Source organism: Vogesella margarita, assembly GCF_028548475.1.
In the GTDB taxonomy this organism is placed as follows: domain Bacteria; phylum Pseudomonadota; class Gammaproteobacteria; order Burkholderiales; family Chromobacteriaceae; genus Vogesella; species Vogesella margarita.
The window spans coordinates 124,769-144,049 of record NZ_JAQQLE010000003.1 but is presented as its reverse complement, the minus strand read 5'-3'; the positions used below and the strand labels follow the sequence as shown (position 1 = coordinate 144,049).

The following is a 19,281-nucleotide window of genomic DNA, read 5'->3' as shown; positions in this document are numbered from 1 at the left end:
ACGACATGCAATGTAATCAGTAGGCGGAGAACGTAATGAAAAAAACGGTTATGGCAACAAGTCTGCTGGCTCTGGTGTCCCTGACGGCCTGCGCCTCGTCCGCGGCGCCGGTGGCGCAGGAGGCGGGCGGCGAAGGCTGGATGGTGGTTGCCGATGCGCCTGCGGTGGCGGGTAGCCACGAGCAGCCGGGCATCTCCCGGCAGCCGGTGATGACCCAGGGCGGCGTGATGATGGGCGGCGGCTATGTCGGCCCGCTGGCCGAGCCGGCCGCCAAGGAGGCGGAAAAGTACAATGCACTGCGCATCCGCGTGGTCGGCTACGGCGCGCCGCCGGCCAGCCGTACCCTGTCGCCGGTGCAGCGTCGCCTGCTGGCGATGCGCGCCTCGCAGCTGGATGCCTATCGCGCAGTGGCAGAGCAGGTGCAGGGCTTCAAGCTGTCCGGTAGCAGTACCGTCGGCAACATGATTGCGGCCAACGACAGCTACCGCGTGTTCGTCGATGCCTACCTGCGCGGCGTGCGGCTGCTGTCCACCGAGTTCAAGGCCGACGGCAGCAGCGAGACCATCGGCGAGGTGGTATTGGACGAAGGCTTCTTCAAGGCTTATCGTAGCGCGCTGGTGACCACCGGCAACGTGGCGACCGCGGCGCGGGTGCTGCCTGCCGCCGACGGCAGCAAGCTGGGCTGTACCGACAGCGGTTGTGTCTACGGTGGCGACTACTATGTTTCGCATTGACGGCGCAGATGAAGACTAAACCATTCTGTTACGCCGCCCTGTGGGCGGCGTTTTTGTTGGCGGGGCCGGCGGTGGCCGAGGTGTATCGTGCCGAAGGCGTCGCCTCGCTGGAGTCCGGCCGCGTCGTGGCGCGGCAGCAGGCGATCGAGGACGCGGTGCGGCAAATGGCGATGACCCACGCCGGCACGCTGCAGGCTACGTCGCGACTCGATAACGGCGAGCTGACCGAATCGAGCATGACCGGCCCGCTGACGCTGCCGGGCACGCCGCGCGTGTTGCAGGAAAGCCAGCGCGACGGGCTACTGTTTGTCACGGTGGAGGTCGATACCGCGGAGCCGGTGTCCGTTGCCGAACCGGCTGCCGCTTCCGCCGCCAGCCAGGCCTGCGCCCGTCCGGCGACACCGGCCGGGCGTTTCCTGACCCGGCGGCTGGTCAGCACCTATTTCGAGGTGCCGCAGCCGCAGGATGCCGGCGACCTCGGAAATCTCGCGACCTGGCTGCCGACCGAGCTGTCGCGGCGGCTGAATGCGCTGCGCGACGTGCGCGCGCTGGATGCCGGCAACGTGTCTCTGTTCCCCGGCGGCAAGGTGCAGGAGCCGTGGCAGGCCAGCGACGCCGTGCGCGACATCGGCCGTCGCGAGGAGGTGCAGTTCGTGCTGGCCGGGCGGGTGCTCGATACCGCCGTCACCCGCAAGGAGCCGCGGCTGGGCGCGTTTGGTGGCGCCAGCGGCAGCGAGGCCGGGGTGTATTACAACGGGCCGCTGGCCGGCCTGTTCGGCGCCTCGGCACGGGTGGTGCCGGTGGAGCGCCGCTTCGCCGTCGAATACTGGCTGTACGACGCGCTGACCGGCGGCGTGCTGGCCACGGCCACAGCGGAAACGACGGCGCACGGCGCGGTGCACGACAGCTCGCTGCGTGTCTTCGATCTCAGCCGCTTCCAGCAGAACGACTACGGTCGCAGCGTGGCGACGCTGCTGGACGGGATTGCCGGCAAGCTGGCGAATACCATGCACTGCCTGCCGTTTGCGGCGCGGGTGGTGCGGGTGGATGGCGACCGCGTCTACCTGGGCGCCGGCACGCTGGACGGGCTGGCCAGTGCCGATCGTCTCATCGTCTACAAGCAGCAGCCGCGGACCGAGATTCGCCGTGGCGACGGCGTGGTGCTGGGGCTGCCGGAGCGGGTGATCGGCGATATCGAGCTGCTGCAGGTGCAGCCGCGGCTGGCGGTGGCGCTGCTGCGCAATGCCCGCGGCACGGTGGAGACCGGCGACTGGGTGCGCTTCCCGGTGCGGCGCTGAGCCGCGCCGCATGCCGCCAAGGTTGGCCGCAAGCCGCTGCATTGCGGCCAACCTTGGTCTGACCCGGCGGTGCCCGCCCTCTGTGCCCCCTGACCTGAATCAAGCCCGTTGCAAATTGATGTTGATAACGATTCTTGTCTTTATTACAATCCCGGTCATCGATGCCATGCCTGACAACGGGCTTTAAAGGAGTGTGACTGTGAACAAAAAGGTATTGCTTGCCTCGCTGCTGGCTGTCTTCGCCGGATCCGCCGCCGCGGAAGAAATCGTGGTGTACAGCTCCCGTGCCGAGCAGCTGATCAAGCCGCTGTTCGACGCGTACAGCAAGGAAACCGGTGTTGCGATCAAGGTCATTTCCGACAAGGAAGGCCCGCTGATGGAGCGCCTGAAGGCAGAAGGGAGCAACTCCCCGGCCGACATCTTCATGACCACGGACGCCGGCAACCTGTGGAAAGCCGACGACATGCGCCTGCTGCAGCCGGTCAAGTCGGCGGTGTTGAGCGCCAACATTCCGGCCAACCTGCGCGACCCGGACAACAACTGGTTCGGCCTGTCGGTCCGTGCCCGTACCATTTTCTACAACAAGAACACTGTCAAGCCGGCGCAGCTGGCGTCCTACGAAGACCTGGCCAGCCCGAAATGGAAGGGCAAACTGTGCCTGCGCAGCTCGAAGAACGTCTACAACCAGTCGCTGATCGCCACCATGATCGCCGATATCGGCCCGGTAGCCACCGAGCGCATGGTCAAGGGCTGGGTCAACAACCTGGCGACTGCCCCGTTCGGCAACGACACCGCGGTGCTGGAGGCGATTGCCGCCGGCCAGTGTGATGTCGGCTTGGCCAACACCTACTACTACGGCCGCATCGTGGCCAAGAACCCGGGCTTCCCGGTCAGCCCGTTCTGGGCCAACCAGGCTGGCAAGGGCACCCACGTCAACGTGTCCGGCGCCGGTGTCGTGCGCTATGCCAAGAACGTGAAGGGTGCAGTGAAACTGCTGGAGTGGCTGTCGTCCGACAAGGCGCAGAACATGTTCGCCGACGTCAACTACGAGTATCCGGCCAACCCGAAAGTGAAGGCCGATGCACTGGTGGCGTCGTGGGGCAACTTCAAGCACAACCTGATCAACGTCAAGGTGGCCGGCTCGAAACAGGCCGAAGCCGTGATGCTGATGGACCGCGTCGGCTACAAGTAATCCCGTCGCGGGGTGAAACCGGGGGCGCCGTGGCGCCCTTTTTTCTTTGCGAGGTCCGTGCATGCCGTTTGAGCCACAGGGGCTAAAGGCGGATAATCCGCCTTTTGATTTTCGCCTGTCCTTTTCTATGCCATCCGTTTTCCGACGCTGGCGCTGGCCGCTTGTCGCCCTGTTGGTCAGCCTGCTGACGCTGATTCCCCTTGCCGTGATCGTGTTCTCGTCGCTGACGCCGGATCCGGTGATCTGGCAGCACCTGCTCGACTACGCGTTGCCGGAACTGCTGAACAACACGCTGTGGCTGGTACTGGGCGTGGCCGCCGGCGTGCTGCTGCTCGGCGTGCCGCTGGCCTGGCTGGTGGCGGTGTACGATTTTCCGGGCCGCAAGCAGTTCAACTGGGCGCTGATGCTGCCGCTGGCGATGCCGGCCTACGTGATGGCCTTCGCCCAGGTCGGGCTGTTCGATTTTTCCGGCCCGGTGCAGACCCTGCTGCGCGAGCACTTCGACAATACGCGCTGGTTTCCGCCCATCCGTTCCACCGGTGGCCTGGTGCTGGTGATGAGCCTCGCCTTCTATCCCTACGTCTACCTTCTGGCGCGCAACGCCTTCTCCACCATGGGCCGCCGTGCGCTGGAAGTGGGGCAGACGCTGGGCCTGTCGCGCAGCGCCGGTTTCTGGCGCATCGCGCTGCCGATGGCGCGGCCGTGGATCATGGGCGGCCTGATCCTGGCGCTGATGGAAACGCTGGCCGATTTCGGCACCGTGTCGATCTTCAACTTCGATGCCTTCACCACCGCCATCTACAAGGCGTGGTTCTCGCTGTTCTCGCTGGATACCGCCAAACAGCTGGCGTCGCTGCTGGTGGCGCTGATCTTTGTGATGGTGGCGCTGGAGCAGTATGCGCGCGGCCGTCGCGCCTATGTGCAGGCCGGCCGCGCCGCGCCACTGCCGCGCCTGCGGCTGGCCGGCGCGCGGGCCTGGCTGGCCAGCGGCTACGCGCTGCTGGTGCTGGTGCTGGCCTTCGTGCTGCCCTTCGGCCAGCTCCTGGTGTGGTCGTGGGGCGCGCTGGAACAGGAGTGGAACGAGGCGCTGTTCGGCTACGCGCTGCGCTCGGTGATGCTGTCGATGATGGCGGCGCTGATCATCGTCGGCATCGCTCTGCTGCTGTCCTATGCCCGCCGCCGTGACGGTGGTGCGCTGGTACGGCTGCTGGCGCGGGTGGCGACGCTGGGCTACGCGGTACCGGGCACCGTGCTGGCGGTCGGCATCTTCGTGCCGATTGCCTGGCTGGACAATGTGCTGATCGAGCACTTCTTCGCTGGCCAGGATGTCACCGCGGTGCTCAAGGGCACGCTGGCGGTGATGCTGCTGGCCTACGTGTCGCGCTTTCTCGCCGTCGGCTACTCGGCGGTGGACGCGGCGATGAACCGCATCACGCGCAGCCAGGAAGAGGCGGCGCGCAACCTCGGCTATTCCGGCTTCACGCTGCTGCGCCACGTGCACCTGCCGCTGCTGCAGGGCGGCCTGCTGACCGGGGTGCTGATGGTGTTTGTCGATGTGATGAAAGAGATGCCGATCACCATGATGACCCGCCCGTTCGGCTGGGACACGCTGGCGGTCAGGATTTACGGTTTGACGTCGGAAGGGGTGTTTGACCAGGCGGCGTTGCCGGCGGTGGTGCTGGTGCTGGTCGGTCTGATTCCCACCTTGCTGTTGTCACGTCAAAAGGATGTTGCTTGATGGATGCTTTGCTTCAGTTGCATGCGGTCAGCCAGGCCTACGCCGGCAAGCCGGTGATCGATAACATGTCGTTCCAGCTGGCGGAGGGCGAGATCGCCTGCCTGCTGGGCAGCTCCGGCTGCGGCAAGACCACGGTGCTGCGCTGCATCGCCGGTTTCGAGCCGCTGCGCGGCGGCGAGATCCGCCTCAACGGCGAGCGTATCGCCGCCCCGGGGTACAGCAAGCCGGCGCATCTGCGCGCGGTGGGGATGGTGTTCCAGGACTATGCGCTGTTTCCGCATCTGGACGTTGCGGCCAACGTTGGCTTCGGCCTGCGCGGCCTCGCCGACACCGAGCGCAAGGCGCGCGTCGGGCTGATGCTGGAGGTGGTCGGCCTGTCTGCACTGGCCGGTGCCTATCCGCACGAGCTGTCCGGCGGTCAGCAGCAGCGGGTGGCGCTGGCACGCGCGCTGGCGCCGCGACCGCGGCTCTTGCTGCTGGACGAGCCGTTTTCCAACCTCGACGTCGACCTGCGCCAGCGCCTGTCGCACGAGGTGCGCGGCATCCTGAAAGAGCAGGGCATGACCGCGATCATGGTGACGCACGACCAGCAGGAGGCGTTCGCGATGGCCGACAAGGTCGGCGTGATGCATGAGGGACACCTGCAGCAGTGGGCGTCGCCCTACCAGCTGTACCACGAGCCGGTCAGCCGCTACGTCGCCGATTTCATCGGCCAGGGCGCCTTCGTGCCGGCGGTGATCAGCGGGCCGCAGTGCGTGACGCTGGAGGTGGGCGAGTATTGCAGCCTGACGCCGCTGGCCTACCAGGTCGGCGCAGAGGTGGACGTGCTGCTGCGTCCGGACGACGTGGTGCACGACGACCACAGCGCGCTGACCGCCACCGTCAGGGGCAAGGTGTTCATGGGCTCCGAGTTCATGTACACGCTGCAGCTGCCGTCCGGGCAGCAGGTGCTGGCGCAGGTGCCCAGCCATCACAACCACGCCATCGGCGAGGCGATCGGCATCCGCCTGGAGCTGGACCACCTGATTGCCTTTGCGCGCTGAACGGCCATGAAAAAACCCGGTGCCAGGCACCGGGTTTTTGCTTGCGGCCAACCTTGGTGCGGTTCAGCCCGCGAGCCAGGTTTGCGGATTGGATTCCAGCCAGTTCTTGATCGAGCGCGCGTCGCGCACCCGCGCCGCCGAGCTGTTGGCGGCCAGCAGCACGAAGACCAGCTTCTGGCTGCCGACTTCGGCTTCCATCACCAAGCAACCGCCGGCTTCGTTGATGAAACCGGTCTTGGACAGATCGATCTGCCACTGCCCTTCACGTACCAGCGCATTGCTGTTCTTGTAGTGCAGGGTGCGAGTGGGGGTAGGCTGCGCCGTGTACTCGGTCATGGTGGTGAACTGGCGGATCAGCGGATACTGATTGGCAGCCTTGACCATGCGCACCAGATCCATCGCCGTGGCGCTGTTGCGCACGTCCAGCCCGGTCGAGTCGTAGAAGCTGGCGTTCTGCATGCCGATGGCGCGCGCTTTCTGGTTCATGCGTTCGATGAACGCCGGACGGCCGCCGGGGTAGTAGCGCGACAGCGCGGCCGCGGCACGGTTTTCTGACGACATCAGCGCCAGCAGCAGCATTTCGCGACGCGTCAGCGTGGAGCCGACGGCCAAGCGCGAGCCGGTGTTCTTCAGGCGGTCGAGTTCCTCTTCGCCGATGGTCATCGGCGTGTCCAGCGGCAGGCCGGCGTCTAGCACCACCATTGCGGTCATCAGCTTGGTGATGGAGGCGATCGGCAACTTTTGCCGGGCATTCTTTTCGAATACCATCTGCCCGGTACGGCCGTCGACGATGGCGACCGAGTGCGAGCTCAATTGCGGCTGTGCGGCTTCCGACGGATGATAGCTTGTCGGCTGGGCGGCCATGACAGCACCGCTGCCAAGCGCCAGCACGCAAGCAACAAATAAATTCTTTAGCATCTTTTTGTGGCTCCGATGCGTGGTGAGTGACGCAATAAAACAGATTTTATTTTAAATCGCCAGAGTGGATTTGTCCGGATTGATTTTCTGTTTATGCCATGAAAAACAATTGGACCAGCCATCATTGGCGTGACGAATGGGTGAATGTCGATGAATATTGTTTTTCCGGAAAGTCCGTTCCGTTTGCACCAGCCATTTCCGCCGGCCGGTGACCAGCCGACGGCGATTGCATCGCTGGTGGAGGGGCTGGAGGACGGTCTGTCATTCCAGACCCTGCTGGGGGTGACGGGTTCCGGCAAGACCTTCACCATGGCCAATGTCATCGCCCGCACCGGCCGCCCGGCCATCATCATGGCGCACAACAAAACGTTGGCCGCACAGCTGTACGCGGAAATGCGCGAGTTCTTCCCCGAGAATGCGGTCGAGTATTTCGTGTCCTACTACGATTACTACCAGCCGGAAGCCTATGTACCGAGCCGCGACCTGTTCATCGAGAAGGATTCCAGCATCAACGAGCACATCGAGCAGATGCGGCTGTCGGCGACCAAATCCATCCTGGAGCGGCCGGACTGCATCATCGTCGCCACCGTGTCGGCGATCTACGGTATCGGCGACCCGTCCGAATACCACCAGATGATCCTGCACCTGAAGGAGGGCGAGACCATCGCGCAGCGCGACATTATCGCGCGGCTGGTGACCATGCAGTACGACCGCGCCGACGTCGATTTCTCGCGCGGCGGCTTCCGCGTGCGCGGTGACGTGATCGACATCTTCCCGGCGGAGAGCGCCGAGCTGGCGGTGCGTGTCAGCATGTTCGACGACGAGATCGAAACGCTGACCCTGTTCGACCCGCTGACCGGCGCCACCAAGCAGCGTGTCGGCCGCTTTACCGTCTATCCCGGCAGCCACTACGTGACGCCGCGCGACACCGTGCTGCGCGCCTGCGAGCAGATCAAGCTGGAGCTGCGCGAGCGCATCGAGTGGTACCAGAAGGAGGGCAAACTGGTGGAGGCGCAGCGCATCGAGCAGCGCACCCGCTTCGACCTGGAAATGCTGTACGAGATGGGCTTTTGCAAGGGCATCGAAAACTACTCGCGCCACTTCTCCGGCCGCGCGCCGGGCGATGCGCCGCCGACGCTGATCGACTACCTGCCGAAGAACGCGCTGATGTTCATCGACGAGAGCCACGTCACCGTGTCGCAGGTCGGCGCGATGTACAAGGGCGACGCCGCGCGCAAGCAGAACCTGGTCGAGTACGGCTTCCGCCTGCCGTCGGCGGCGGACAACCGGCCGCTGAAATTCCACGAGTTCGAACGCCTGCTGCCGCAGACTATCTTCGTGTCCGCCACGCCGGCCGACTACGAGACCACGCACGCCGGCCAGGTGGTGGAGCAGGTGGTGCGGCCAACCGGGCTGGTGGATCCGGAGATCGAGATCCGGCCGGTGGCGACGCAGGTCGACGACCTGCTGTCGGAAATCCGCCTGCGGATGGAGCGCGACGAGCGGGTGCTGGTGACCACGCTGACCAAGCGCATGGCCGAGCAGCTGGCCGACTACTACACCGAGCACGGGCTGAAAGTGCGCTACCTGCACTCCGATATCGACACCGTGGAACGGGTGGAGATCATCCGCGACCTGCGCCTGGGCATGTTCGACGTGCTGATCGGCATCAACCTGCTGCGCGAGGGGCTGGATATTCCGGAGGTGTCGCTGGTGGCGATTCTGGATGCCGATAAAGAAGGTTTTTTGCGTAGCGAGCGCAGCCTGATTCAAACCATCGGCCGTGCAGCGCGTAATTTGCAGGGTCGCGCCATTCTTTATGCTGATAAAATTACCAATAGCATGAGGCGGGCCATCGATGAAACCGAGCGCCGCCGAAATAAACAATTGGCATTTAATGCGGCCAACGGTATTGTGCCGCAGGGTATCAACAAGAAAGTGCGCGACCTGATCGACGGCGTTTACGGCGATAATGCCGGTATCTCGAAACGCAAGAGCGCGCTGTCCACGGTGATACTCGATGAAAAAGCGCTGGCCAAGGAAATCAAGCGCCTCGAAAAGGAAATGCTGGAAGCGGCGCGCAATCTCGAATTCGAAAAAGCCGCCAGCCTGCGTGATCAGTTGAAAGTATTAAAAGAGCAAGCGTGGATCAATCCGTTGTAATCATGAAAAACAAAGTCCTGTCATCCGCCCGTTTCCGGGTGCTGTTCATCTGTACCGGCAACATCTGCCGCTCGCCGACCGCGCACGCCATCTTTGCGCGTGACGTTGGCCGCGCCGGCCTGGCGGCGCAGATCGAGATTGATTCCGCCGGTACCTCGGCCTGGCATGCCGGCGAAACGGCGGACCCGCGCACGGTGGCGGCGGCGCTGCGTCACGGTGTCGACATGCGCGCCTTGCGGGCGCGGCCGTTCCAGCTGCAAGACTGGCAGCAGTTTGATCTGATCCTGGTCGCCGGTTACGATCACTTGGCTCAATTGCGGCGGCTGATGCCGGCGGACTGGCCGGGCGAGCTGGCGCTGATGCTGGCGGATGCCGAGGTGCCGGACCCCTACTATGGTGGGGAGGCCGGTTTTGACACAGTATTCGCCCTGCTGGAGCAGGCGTCGCGCGGCTGGCTGGACAAGGCCAGCGCGCAGTTGTCTGCAATATAACAAAACCTGACGCCGCGCTTTGGCGCCGCCACAAGGGGAAAACATGGTCATGCCGCGTAGGGAAGGGCTGGATTTCAAACCGCTGGAAGTCGCACCCAGTCACAGTGCCGACGCCATCTTGCCGCGCCAGCCTGGACGGGCGGCGCTGGGGCGCCAGGCGGTCATCGCCATCGGATCGTCCACCGGCGGCACCGAAGCGCTGCGGGTGCTGCTGAGCGCGCTGCCGGAGCAGATGCCGCCTATCATCATCACCCAGCACATGCCGGAAATGTTCACCAAGTCCTTCGCCGCACGGCTGGATTCGCTGTGCAAGCTGCGGGTCAAGGAGGCGGAAGACGGCGAGCGCCTGCTGCCGGGCGTGGTCTATATCGCGCCGGGGCACTCCCATCTGCTGCTCAAACCGGCCGGTACCATCGGCTACGCGATCGGTTTGCACCAGGGGCCGCCGGTCAACCGTCACAAGCCATCGGTAGACGTGATGTTCCGTGCTGCGGCCAACGTTGTCGGCCGCAATGCCATCGGCGTGATCCTGACCGGCATGGGGCGCGATGGCGCCTCCGGCATGGGCGAGCTGAAAGAGGCCGGCGCCCACAATATCGCGCAGGACGAGGCGTCCTGCGTGGTGTTCGGCATGCCCAAGGAGGCGATTGCACTCGGCGCCGCACACGAGGTATTGCCGCTCAATAATATTGCCGCGCGCCTGGTGGCGCTGTGCGGGCAGCGCCAGCATCATGATTGAGTCGTTATCCGCTCCTTGTGCCTTCCTGTCTTGAATAGTATTCGGTTACCCATGAAATATTTGCCTGTCCTGGTTGTGGAAGATGATGCCGACCTGCGCGAAGCGCTGGTCGATACCCTGGTGCTGTCCGGTTACGCGGTGCTGGAGGCGGCGGACGGCCAGTCCGCCTTGCAGGTGTTGCGCGACAACGCGGTCGGCCTGGTGGTGTCGGACGCCCAGATGCAGCCGATGGACGGTTACACCCTGTTCCAGCAGGTCAAGGCCACCTATCCGGCTTTGCCCTTCGTGCTGATGACCGCCTATGGCGTGATCGAGCGCGCGATCGACCTGCTGCGCGCCGGCGCCAGCCACTACCTGCTGAAACCGTTCGAGCCGCAGCAGCTGATTGCGGAAGTGGAAAAATATCTGCTGCCGGAGCCCGAAGGCGACGAAGAGCTGCTGGCCTATTCCGCGCCGATGAAGCGCTTGCTGGCCATCGCGCGGCAGGTGGCGCCCAGCGACGCCAGCGTGCTGATCAGCGGCCCCAGCGGCGCCGGTAAGGAAGTGCTGGCCCGCTTCATTCACCGCCATTCGCGGCGTGGCGGGGCGCCGTTTGTCGCCGTCAATTGCGCGGCGATTCCCGACAATCTGCTGGAGTCGACCCTGTTCGGTCACGAGAAGGGCGCCTTCACCGGTGCGGCCAACGTGCTGCCTGGCAAGTTCGAGCAGGCGCAGGGCGGCACCATCCTGCTCGACGAAATCACCGAAATGCCGCTGTTATTGCAGGCCAAGCTGTTGCGTGTGCTGCAGGAGCGCGAGGTGGAGCGTGTCGGCGGCACGCGCACCATCAAGCTGGACATCCGCGTGCTGGCCACCAGCAACCGTGACGTGCAGGAGGAAGTCGCGGCCGGTCGCTTCCGCGAAGACCTGTTTTTCCGCCTCAACGTATTTCCGCTGGCAGTGCCGGCGCTGGGCGACCGCACCGAAGACATCTTGCCGCTGGCGCGAAAATTGCTGGATAAGTATGCTAATGCCGTTTCCAAGTCGCGCCTGACCCTGGGCAAGGACGCGGAGCGTGAATTGACGGCCTATAGTTGGGAAGGTAACATCCGCGAGCTGGATAATGTGATGCAACGGGCGGCAATTCTTGCCGCCGGGCCGGAAGTTTCTGCCGTCGATCTGATGCTGTCGCCATCGACAGTGGTGCTGCCAGAGGTAAGCGGCAGCGTCGCCGAAGCGTCCGATCTGGACATGAAAGCGGTAGAAAAGCGTCACATTCTTGATGCGCTGCAGGCGTGCGGCGGCGTCAAGAAACTGGCTGCAGAACGCCTTGGCATTAGCGAAAGGACGTTGCGCTACAAGCTGCAACGTTATCGTGAAGAAGACGCCGGTCCGGCCTGACGCCACCGGCCTCACTGCAAGAGGTTACTATGTCCACGCAGGGTATCAATCAGCTATTGGGTGAACTGCGCGCCATGTCGTCGCTGGCCGCGGGTCAGGCGCCTGCGGTAGACAAGACCGCTCCCGAAGTCGATTTTTCCGATGTACTCAAGAGCACGCTGGAGCAGGTCAACCAGGTGCAGAGCACTTCGCTTGAGCTGCAAAAGCAGTTTGAACTGGGTGAGGACGGCGTTAACATCCAGGACGTCATGGTGTCGATGCAAAAAGCAAGTCTGAGCTTCCAGACCATGGTTCAGGCCCGCAACAAGCTGGTTTCGGCCTATCAGGAAATCATGAATACGCAAGTGTAGCGCCGTTCGTTTCGAGCTTCGGGCCTGCGGCGGTAAGATCAATAATGAAATAACCACTGTATGGCTGAATTGGTCGATCAAACTGCGCCTGCCTGGAAGGGGCGTGCCAACGAAGCGTTGGCTCGTTTCAATGCCCTTCCCAATAACAAGAAAATCCTGTTCTTCACTGCCATCGCCGCAGTGTTGTCCATCGCGCTTGCCTTGCTGGTGTTCAATCGCGAACCTCCCTACAAAGTACTGTTTACCGGTCTGGCCGATAGTGATGGTGGCCAGGTCACCGCCGCGCTGCAGCAGATGAATGTGCCCTACCAGCTGGGTGACGGTGGGGTGATCTCGGTGCCGAGCGAGCGCGTTTACGAAACCCGCCTGAAGCTGGCGACGCAAGGTTTGCCCAAGGCCGGCGGCGTCGGTTTCGAACTGATGGACAAGCAGAAGTTCGGCATCAGCCAGTTTGCCGAGCAGGTCAATTACCAGCGCTCGATCGAGGGCGAACTGGCGCGCACCATCGAGGCGGTTGCCGTGGTGGAGAGTGCGCGCGTGCATCTGGCGATGCCGAAGCAGTCGGTATTCGTGCGCGACCAGCAGCAGCCGACGGCATCGGTGATGCTGACCCTGCGACCGGGGCGGATCCTGGACGGCGGGCAGATTGCCGGCATCATGCACCTGGTGTCCAGCTCGGTGCCCAACCTGCCGCTGCGCAATGTGTCTATCGTCGATCAGGACGGTAATTTGCTGTCCACGGTGCCGGACCAGAATAACGGCTCGCTTGATCGCCGGCAGCTGGACTATGTACGCCAGATAGAGGCCGACTACACCAAGCGGGTCGAAACCATACTCGAACCGATTTTCGGCAAGGGCAATGCCCGTGCACAGGTGACGGCCAACGTGGACTTTTCCGAGTCGGAGCAGACCTCGGAGAGCTTCCGTCCCAATTCGACGCCCAATCCTTCCGCCACCCGCAGTCAGCAGATCAGCGAGACGCTGGGGCGTGACGCCAACCTGCCGTCCGGCGTGCCCGGGGCGTTGACCAACCAGCCACCATCGCCGGCGTCGGCGCCGCTGACGCTACCTCCCGGTGCCGCGCCCGGTACAGCCACGCTGTCGGGCTTGCCGATGGGGACCGCCTCCGGTTCCTTGAGTCGCGAAATCACCACCAACTACGAAGTCGACAAGACCATCCAGCACACCAAGGCACAGAAGGGCGTGATCAAGCGCCTGACTGCGGCGGTGGTGGTGAACTACAAGATGGTGCCCGACAACCAGGGGGTGCTGAAGGCCACGCCGCTGACGGAAAAAGAATTCGGGCAGATCAACAATCTGGTCAAGGAGGCGGTCGGCTTCAATGCCGAGCGCGGCGATTCGGTCAACGTGGTCAACGCCAGCTTTGCCGATGCGGTACCGGTGCTGACGGTGCAGGACAAGGTGCTGGACTTCGCCAGCAACAATGCCGCCGATTTGCTCAAGTACGGCTTGCTGCTGCTGGCTGTCCTGTATCTGCTGTTCGGGGTGGTGCGGCCTATCATGCGCGACGTGGTGAACCCGCCACCGCCTGAGCCGGTGGGTGAACCTGAGGCCGCGGCCGGCAGTGGCCGTCTGCTGGCGGTTGCGGGCGAAGAGGGTGAGGAGAGCGAGTCGGAGGAAGACAGCGACAACCCATCGCCAAAAGAGCTCCAGCGCCGTGTGTTCGAGGCTAATATGCAAAATGTTCGCGAGCTGGTGAAGTCTGACCCTCGCATGGCCGCGCAGATTATCAAGGAATGGATCAGCTCTGATGAGTGATGTCGGTGTTCGCCGCAGTTCGGTACTGCTGTTCAGCCTTGGCCAGGCGGAAGCGATCGAGGTCTTCAAGTATCTCGGCCCCAAGGAAGTGCAGAAACTCAGCCTGGCCATGGCCGGGCTCAATAACCTGAGCCACGAGGAAGTGGAAAAGGTGGTGTCGCAATTCCAGGAGGAATGCGCGGCCCGCGCCAACTTCGGCGCGACCGACGAGTACCTGCGCAACGTGCTGGTCGAGGCGCTGGGACCGGACAAGGCGGCCAACCTGCTGGACAAGATCTTGCAGGGCAACGACCACAGCGGTATCGAGAGCCTGAAGTGGATGGATCCGTCCTCCGCGGCCGACCTGATCCGCAACGAGCACCCGCAGATCATCGCCACCATCATGGTGCACCTGGACCCGGACCTGTCCAGTGCCATCCTGGCCTACTTCCCGGAGCGGGTGCGCAACGAAGTGCTGATCCGTACCGCGACGCTGGAGGGTGTGCAGCCGCAGGCATTGCGCGAGCTGAACGACGTGCTGACGCAGCTCCTGTCCGGCGCCGATCGTGTCAAGAAGAGCGCGGCCGGCGGTGTTGGCATGACAGCCGAAATCCTCAACTTCCTCGGCTCCAACGTCGAAGCCTCGGCGCTGTCCTATATCCGCGAGTACGATCCGGAGTTGGCGCAGCGCATCCAGGACAAGATGTTCGTGTTCGAGAATATTCTCGAGATCGACGACCGTTCGATCCAGACCATCCTGCGCGAAGTGCAGTCCAACTCGCTGGTCGTGGCGCTGAAAGGCACCAGCCAGGAGCTGAAGGACAAGATCTTCCGCAATATGTCGTCGCGCGCGGCCGAGATGCTGCGGGACGACCTGGAGTCGAAAGGCCCGGTCAAGCTGTCCGAAGTCGAGGCCGAGCAGAAGGAAATCCTCAAGATCGTGCGCAAGCTGGCCGACGAAGGCCAGATCGTGATTGCAAGCAAAGGTGGAGACGAAGGCCTTGTCGAATAACAACGTCATTCCTGCCGAATCGCTGGGGCAGTGGCGCAGCTGGACCATGAGCGAGTTGGGGACTGCTGCGACCGCGCCCGACATCGCGGCGCCGCCCGGGGCGGAGCCCGCGCCTCAGCCGGAGGAGCCCCCTGTCGAGGGGGCTTCGCTCATTATGGCGGAGGCGTCCGAGGAGACGTCGGCACTAGAAACCATGGCCGCGACCGCTTACCCGACCGCAGCCGAGCTGGAGGCGATTCATCAGGAGGCGTGGCAGGCCGGCTACGATGCCGGCTTGCAGGCGGGGACACAGGCAGGCATGCAGGCTGGCGAAGAACGTGGCCGAGCCGAAGGCGCCGAGCGGGCACTGCTCGAGGCGCAGCAGCAGTTCCAGCAGTACTGGCAACCGTTGGCCGCGTTGCAGCAGTCGTTCGAGCAGGAACTGTCGCTGCTGGGCGCGCAGCTGTCGCAGGAGGTATTGTCGCTGGCGGTCAGCTTTGCTGAAAAAATGATAGGCGAGGTGGTGCGGCACGATCCGGCGGTGTTGCGTCCACTGCTGACCGAGGCACTGGATACCTTGGCCGATAGCGTGGCGCAGGTGAAAGTGCAGGCGCATCCGGATGAGCTGGCGACCTTGCAGGCTTTTCTGGGGGAGCAGTATCCGCAGTGGCGCATGCAGTGGCAGGCCGATGCCTCGCTCACGCGCGGTGGTTGCCGTATCGAAACACCGTCTGCGTCCATCGACCTGACGCTGGAAAGTCGCCTGCAGCTGCTACGCAAGGGCTTGGGGCTGGCGGATGAGCATGCTGATTGAGCGGCAGCGCGATTTCTTGCGCCGTTGCGAGCAGGCGCTGCGGCCGCTGCCGGCGTGGCAGACGGAAGGGCGCCTGACGCGGGTGACCGGCCTGGTGATGGAGGCGGTTGGCCTGCGTTTGCCGGTCGGTAGTGCCTGCCAGATCATGGTGTCGGACGACTATCAGGCTGAGGCGGAAGTGGTCGGCTTTGCCGGTGACCGCCTGTACCTGATGCCGCTAAGCAATGTGCACGGCCTGCAGCCGGGGCTTGCCGTGTGCGCGGTGCCCGAGATCCGGCCGCCACTGTATGACGAGCCGGCCGATAGCGGCGGCACGGTACGCATGCTGGGGCGCAAGGTGCCGGTGGGCATGTCGCTGCTGGGGCGGGTGGTGGATTCGCTGGGCCGGCCGCTGGACGGCGGTGCCGAGCCGCTGGCCGAGGCGCTGTATCCGCTATACAGTCAGCCGCTGAATCCGCTGCGACGCTCGCCGGTGCGCGATGTGCTGGATGTCGGTGTGCGCGCGATCAACGGCCTGCTGACGGTGGGGCGCGGCCAACGTTTGGGCCTGTTTGCCGGCTCCGGTGTCGGCAAGTCGGTGCTGCTGGGCATGATGGCGCGCTTCACCCGTGCCGATGTGGTGGTGGTCGGCCTGATCGGCGAGCGGGGACGCGAGGTGAAGGACTTCATCGAGCACATCCTTGGTGCTGAAGGCCTCGCGCGCTCGGTGGTGGTGGCGGCACCGGCGGATTCACCGCCATTGATGCGCCTGCACGGCGCCGCCTACGCGACCGCGCTGGCCGAGTACTACCGCGACCAGGGCCTGGACGTGCTGCTGCTGATGGACTCGGTGACCCGTTATGCGATGGCGCAGCGTGAAATCGCCCTCGCCATCGGCGAGCCTCCGGTCAGCAAGGGCTATCCGCCGTCGGTGTTCGCCAAGCTGCCGCAACTGATCGAGCGCGCCGGTAATGCCGAAGCCGGCGCCGGCTCCATTACCGCGTTCTATACGGTGCTGTCCGAGGGGGACGACCAGCAGGATCCGGTCGCCGATTCGGCGCGCGCCATTCTCGACGGCCACTTCGTGCTGACCCGCGAGCTGGCCGAGTCCGGTCACTACCCGGCGATCGACATCGAGCAGTCCATTTCGCGGGTGATGGTCGACGTCACCACCCCGCATCACGTCAACCTGGCGCGCCGCTTCAAGCAGCTGTTCTCGCGTTACCAGCGCAGCCGCGACCTGATCAACGTCGGCGCCTATGTGCCCGGCTCCGATCCCTTGCTGGACGAGGCGATGCGCCGCCATCTGCAGCTGGTCGGTTTCCTGACCCAGCCGATGAACGAATACCACGACTTTGCCTCCTGCCTGACGCAGCTTGAGCAAGTGCTGACTGCTTAAGGCTAGGCCATGAGCAAATTCGACCTGTTGATCCGGCTGGCCCAAGACAAGCTGGACGAGGCTGCCAAGCGCATGAAACAGGCACAGCAGGCACAAGCGCAGGCGGAGGCGACGCTGCGGCAGGTGGACACCTTTCTGGCCGACTACCAGCAGCGGGTGCTGCACATGGCGCAGCGTGGCCTCGGCGTCGGGCAGTGGCGTGATGCGCGCCTGTTTCTGCTCAAGCTGGAAGAGGCGCGGCAGCAGCAGCAGCACGAGCTGGATCGCTGCGTGCAGCGTTTCTTGCTGGAGAAGCAGGCCTGGCTTGGCCTGCGCAAGCAGTTGAAGTCCTACCAGGTGCTGCAGGAGCGCGAGGCGGAGCGTCTGTGCGTGCGCCAGCGTAAGGCCGAGCAGAAACAGATGGACGAATTTGCCGCCCGTATCGGTGCCCGTGGCAAGGACGAATAGCTCGGCCGCCTGATTGGCACAATTCATGCTTTTGTCAGGCGACGACCACAAGGAGCATGTCTAAATGGCCATTACCGTCCAGTCCGTTTTAAACCTGAGCGATAGCACAGCGACCCCGAGTCAGGGTTATGTCAACACGCCGGACTCCCCGTTTGCCATGTTCTTTGCCAATCAGCTGCAGGCGTTTGCCTTCGGTCAGCCGGGTGTGGTGCCAGCTGGCGACCGAACGCTGCCGGACGACATCGGCCAGCTTCCGCGCGCAACGCAAGATGCGGCCTCGCTGCTGGGGGGGCTGTTCATGCCGGGCGGCGCTGCGGTTAATCCGTCCGCCGGCATGACCGGCAAGGGTGATGCGTCGTTCGCCGCGTTGTCCGATCCTGCTGCCATCGGCGAAGCGCTGGCGGCGGAAGAGTTGGCCGCACAGGTCGCCAGCAAGGGCAAGGCAGGCAAGGGCGTGGAAACGGCCGGCGCCCTGACGGAGTTGGCATCCTTGACCGGTGAGGCGGCGCAAGAAAAAGCGCCGCCGTTGCCGGGTCTGCTGACCGCCGCCGGCAGCGACAAGCGGGCTTTGCGCGCGTTGAAGGATGACGGCCTGTCCGCCGCGGTGGCGGTGCGGCTGGCCATGCGCGAAGCCGAGGCCGGCTCCGAAGTGAAAACCTTGCCGCCGGCGCTTGCCGCCGGGCGGCAGGAATTGCCGACCGACCTGTCGGCCACCGGCGCGGGCAAGGAGCTGAAGGAGGTGCTGCTGGGCGGCACCATGGATCGCAGCAAGCAGTGGGGCGAAGCCTTTGGTCAGCAGGTGGTGAAGGCGGTCGAGCGGCAGCTGGACTCCGCGCGCTTCCATGTCACCCCGGAGAAGCTGGGACCGATCGAGGTCCAGATTTCCATGAACAAGGAGCAGGCACAGATCGTGGTGACCACCTCCAACCTGATGGCCAAGGACATCATCGAGAGTCACCTGCCGGCGCTGTCACGGATGATGGAGCAGGCCGGCCTGCAGCTGGCCGATGCGCAGGTTTCCTCGCAGCAGCAGGGTCAGCAACAGCATGGTCAGCAGGCGCAGCAGCAGCGCGGCCGCAGCCAGCCCGAGGCGATATTGCCGCTGGCTGAGCTGGAGTCCGCCGCGCCGACAGTGTCCGGGCTGAGTGTAACGGCCTGATTGGCCGGCCGTGTCGCAGTCTGACCCAGGGTTGGCCGCAAGCAGGAGGCAGCTTGCGGTTTCCCCGGAAATCTACTAAATGGCTGTTCAACTCGACAAGAAATGGAGAAAATAGGGCTTAAGCATTTCTTTTAAACGAGAGCAGGTATTGTCATGGCCGAAAAAGATAAAAAAGAAGACGTTAAAGAAGCCAAACCCGCGGCAGGGGGCAATAACAAACTACTCTTGGTTGTCATCGTGTTGCTGGTGCTGGTACTGGCCGCGGTGGGCGGTCTGGCCGCCTATGTGTTCCTGAGCAACAAGTCGGCCGCCGGTGCCGATGCCAGTCATGCCACGGCCGAGCATGCGCCGGAAAAGAAAGAGAAAAAAGAAGGTCCGCCGGTGTTCGAGAAGCTGGAACCGTTTGTCGTCAACCTGAGCGGCGGCTCGTCGATGCTGCAGATCGAGCTGCAGGCCGAGCTGGCTGACGAGCATGCCAAGGAAACGCTCAAGTCCTATCTGCCCAAAGTCCGCAGCGCGCTGATCCTGCTGCTGTCGGCCAAGACCGAAGAAGAACTGCAATCGGCGGACGGCAAGGTCAAGCTGAAGGCGCAGATCAAGAAAATCATCAACGAGTCGATGGATGCCGGGGCAGAAGAACCGGTTGAAAACGTGCTCTTCACCTCTTTCATCATTCAGTTGCAGTAAT

18 protein-coding genes are annotated in these 19,281 nt (G+C 63.8%); 17 read left to right on the top strand and 1 reads right to left on the bottom strand.

Annotated elements, in window-relative coordinates:
- Nucleotides 1-35: 35 nt before the first annotated feature.
- The 5 genes from PQU96_RS05500 to PQU96_RS05480 all read left to right on the top strand — a co-directional run bounded on the left by PQU96_RS05500 (nucleotide 36) and on the right by PQU96_RS05480 (nucleotide 6,005).
- Nucleotides 36-734, top strand: coding sequence for an LPP20 family lipoprotein (locus tag PQU96_RS05500; protein WP_272771239.1), 699 nt, complete (start codon nucleotides 36-38; stop codon nucleotides 732-734).
- Nucleotides 735-742: 8 nt separating this feature from the next.
- On the top strand, nucleotides 743-2,032 hold the full coding sequence (locus PQU96_RS05495; protein WP_272771238.1) for a flagellar assembly protein T N-terminal domain-containing protein: 1,290 nt from the start codon (nucleotides 743-745) through the stop codon (nucleotides 2,030-2,032).
- A gap of 199 nt (nucleotides 2,033-2,231) precedes the next feature.
- Nucleotides 2,232-3,224, top strand: a complete 993-nt coding sequence (locus tag PQU96_RS05490; protein ID WP_272771237.1) for an extracellular solute-binding protein — start codon at nucleotides 2,232-2,234, stop codon at nucleotides 3,222-3,224.
- 127 nt (nucleotides 3,225-3,351) lie between these two features.
- Nucleotides 3,352-4,962, top strand: coding sequence for an ABC transporter permease (locus PQU96_RS05485; protein ID WP_272771236.1), 1,611 nt, complete (start codon nucleotides 3,352-3,354; stop codon nucleotides 4,960-4,962).
- A complete protein-coding gene (locus tag PQU96_RS05480) occupies nucleotides 4,962-6,005 on the top strand; it encodes an ABC transporter ATP-binding protein (protein ID WP_272771235.1) in 1,044 nt (347 codons plus the stop codon). Before PQU96_RS05485 ends, PQU96_RS05480 begins: the two co-directional genes overlap by 1 nt.
- A gap of 63 nt (nucleotides 6,006-6,068) precedes the next feature.
- On the opposite strand, the gene PQU96_RS05475 is transcribed toward PQU96_RS05480, so the two are convergent.
- Nucleotides 6,069-6,869 carry a serine hydrolase gene (locus PQU96_RS05475; RefSeq protein WP_272771234.1) on the bottom strand — a complete coding sequence of 267 codons (801 nt, stop codon included), beginning with the start codon at nucleotides 6,867-6,869 and terminating at the stop codon, nucleotides 6,069-6,071.
- Between the two features lie 204 nt (nucleotides 6,870-7,073).
- On the opposite strand from PQU96_RS05475, the gene uvrB reads away from it, so the two are divergent.
- From uvrB to PQU96_RS05415, 12 genes are all read left to right on the top strand, one after another.
- Nucleotides 7,074-9,086, top strand: a complete 2,013-nt coding sequence (gene uvrB, locus PQU96_RS05470; RefSeq protein ID WP_272771233.1) for an excinuclease ABC subunit UvrB — start codon at nucleotides 7,074-7,076, stop codon at nucleotides 9,084-9,086.
- 2 nt (nucleotides 9,087-9,088) lie between these two features.
- Nucleotides 9,089-9,577 carry a low molecular weight protein-tyrosine-phosphatase gene (locus PQU96_RS05465; RefSeq protein ID WP_272771232.1) on the top strand — a complete coding sequence of 163 codons (489 nt, stop codon included), beginning with the start codon at nucleotides 9,089-9,091 and terminating at the stop codon, nucleotides 9,575-9,577.
- Between the two features lie 49 nt (nucleotides 9,578-9,626).
- The gene (locus PQU96_RS05460; RefSeq protein WP_272771231.1) at nucleotides 9,627-10,316 is read left to right on the top strand and encodes a chemotaxis protein CheB; all 690 of its coding nucleotides are present in this window, start codon (nucleotides 9,627-9,629) and stop codon (nucleotides 10,314-10,316) included.
- Nucleotides 10,317-10,367: 51 nt separating this feature from the next.
- A complete protein-coding gene (locus tag PQU96_RS05455) occupies nucleotides 10,368-11,696 on the top strand; it encodes a sigma-54-dependent transcriptional regulator (RefSeq protein ID WP_272771230.1) in 1,329 nt (442 codons plus the stop codon).
- Nucleotides 11,697-11,725: 29 nt separating this feature from the next.
- A complete protein-coding gene (fliE, locus tag PQU96_RS05450; protein ID WP_272771229.1) occupies nucleotides 11,726-12,046 on the top strand; it encodes a flagellar hook-basal body complex protein FliE in 321 nt (106 codons plus the stop codon).
- Between the two features lie 60 nt (nucleotides 12,047-12,106).
- Nucleotides 12,107-13,825, top strand: a complete 1,719-nt coding sequence (gene fliF, locus PQU96_RS05445; protein WP_272771228.1) for a flagellar basal-body MS-ring/collar protein FliF — start codon at nucleotides 12,107-12,109, stop codon at nucleotides 13,823-13,825.
- Complete coding sequence (gene fliG / locus PQU96_RS05440; protein WP_189353190.1) at nucleotides 13,818-14,816, top strand: flagellar motor switch protein FliG; 999 nt, start codon at nucleotides 13,818-13,820, stop codon at nucleotides 14,814-14,816. The genes fliF and fliG overlap by 8 nt, the downstream gene beginning before the upstream one ends.
- Nucleotides 14,817-15,009: 193 nt before the next feature.
- Nucleotides 15,010-15,609: a FliH/SctL family protein gene (locus PQU96_RS05435; protein ID WP_272771227.1), complete on the top strand. Its 600-nt coding sequence runs from the start codon at nucleotides 15,010-15,012 to the stop codon at nucleotides 15,607-15,609.
- Nucleotides 15,593-16,987, top strand: a complete 1,395-nt coding sequence (fliI, locus tag PQU96_RS05430; protein WP_373316271.1) for a flagellar protein export ATPase FliI — start codon at nucleotides 15,593-15,595, stop codon at nucleotides 16,985-16,987. The genes PQU96_RS05435 and fliI overlap by 17 nt, the downstream gene beginning before the upstream one ends.
- Before the next feature lie 9 nt (nucleotides 16,988-16,996).
- Complete coding sequence (gene fliJ, locus PQU96_RS05425; RefSeq protein WP_272771226.1) at nucleotides 16,997-17,434, top strand: flagellar export protein FliJ; 438 nt, start codon at nucleotides 16,997-16,999, stop codon at nucleotides 17,432-17,434.
- Between the two features lie 64 nt (nucleotides 17,435-17,498).
- On the top strand, nucleotides 17,499-18,593 hold the full coding sequence (locus tag PQU96_RS05420) for a flagellar hook-length control protein FliK (RefSeq protein ID WP_272771225.1): 1,095 nt from the start codon (nucleotides 17,499-17,501) through the stop codon (nucleotides 18,591-18,593).
- A gap of 153 nt (nucleotides 18,594-18,746) precedes the next feature.
- Entirely contained in the window at nucleotides 18,747-19,280 is a 534-nt protein-coding gene (locus tag PQU96_RS05415) for a flagellar basal body-associated FliL family protein (protein WP_272771224.1), read from the top strand.
- Nucleotide 19,281 lies beyond the last annotated feature (1 nt).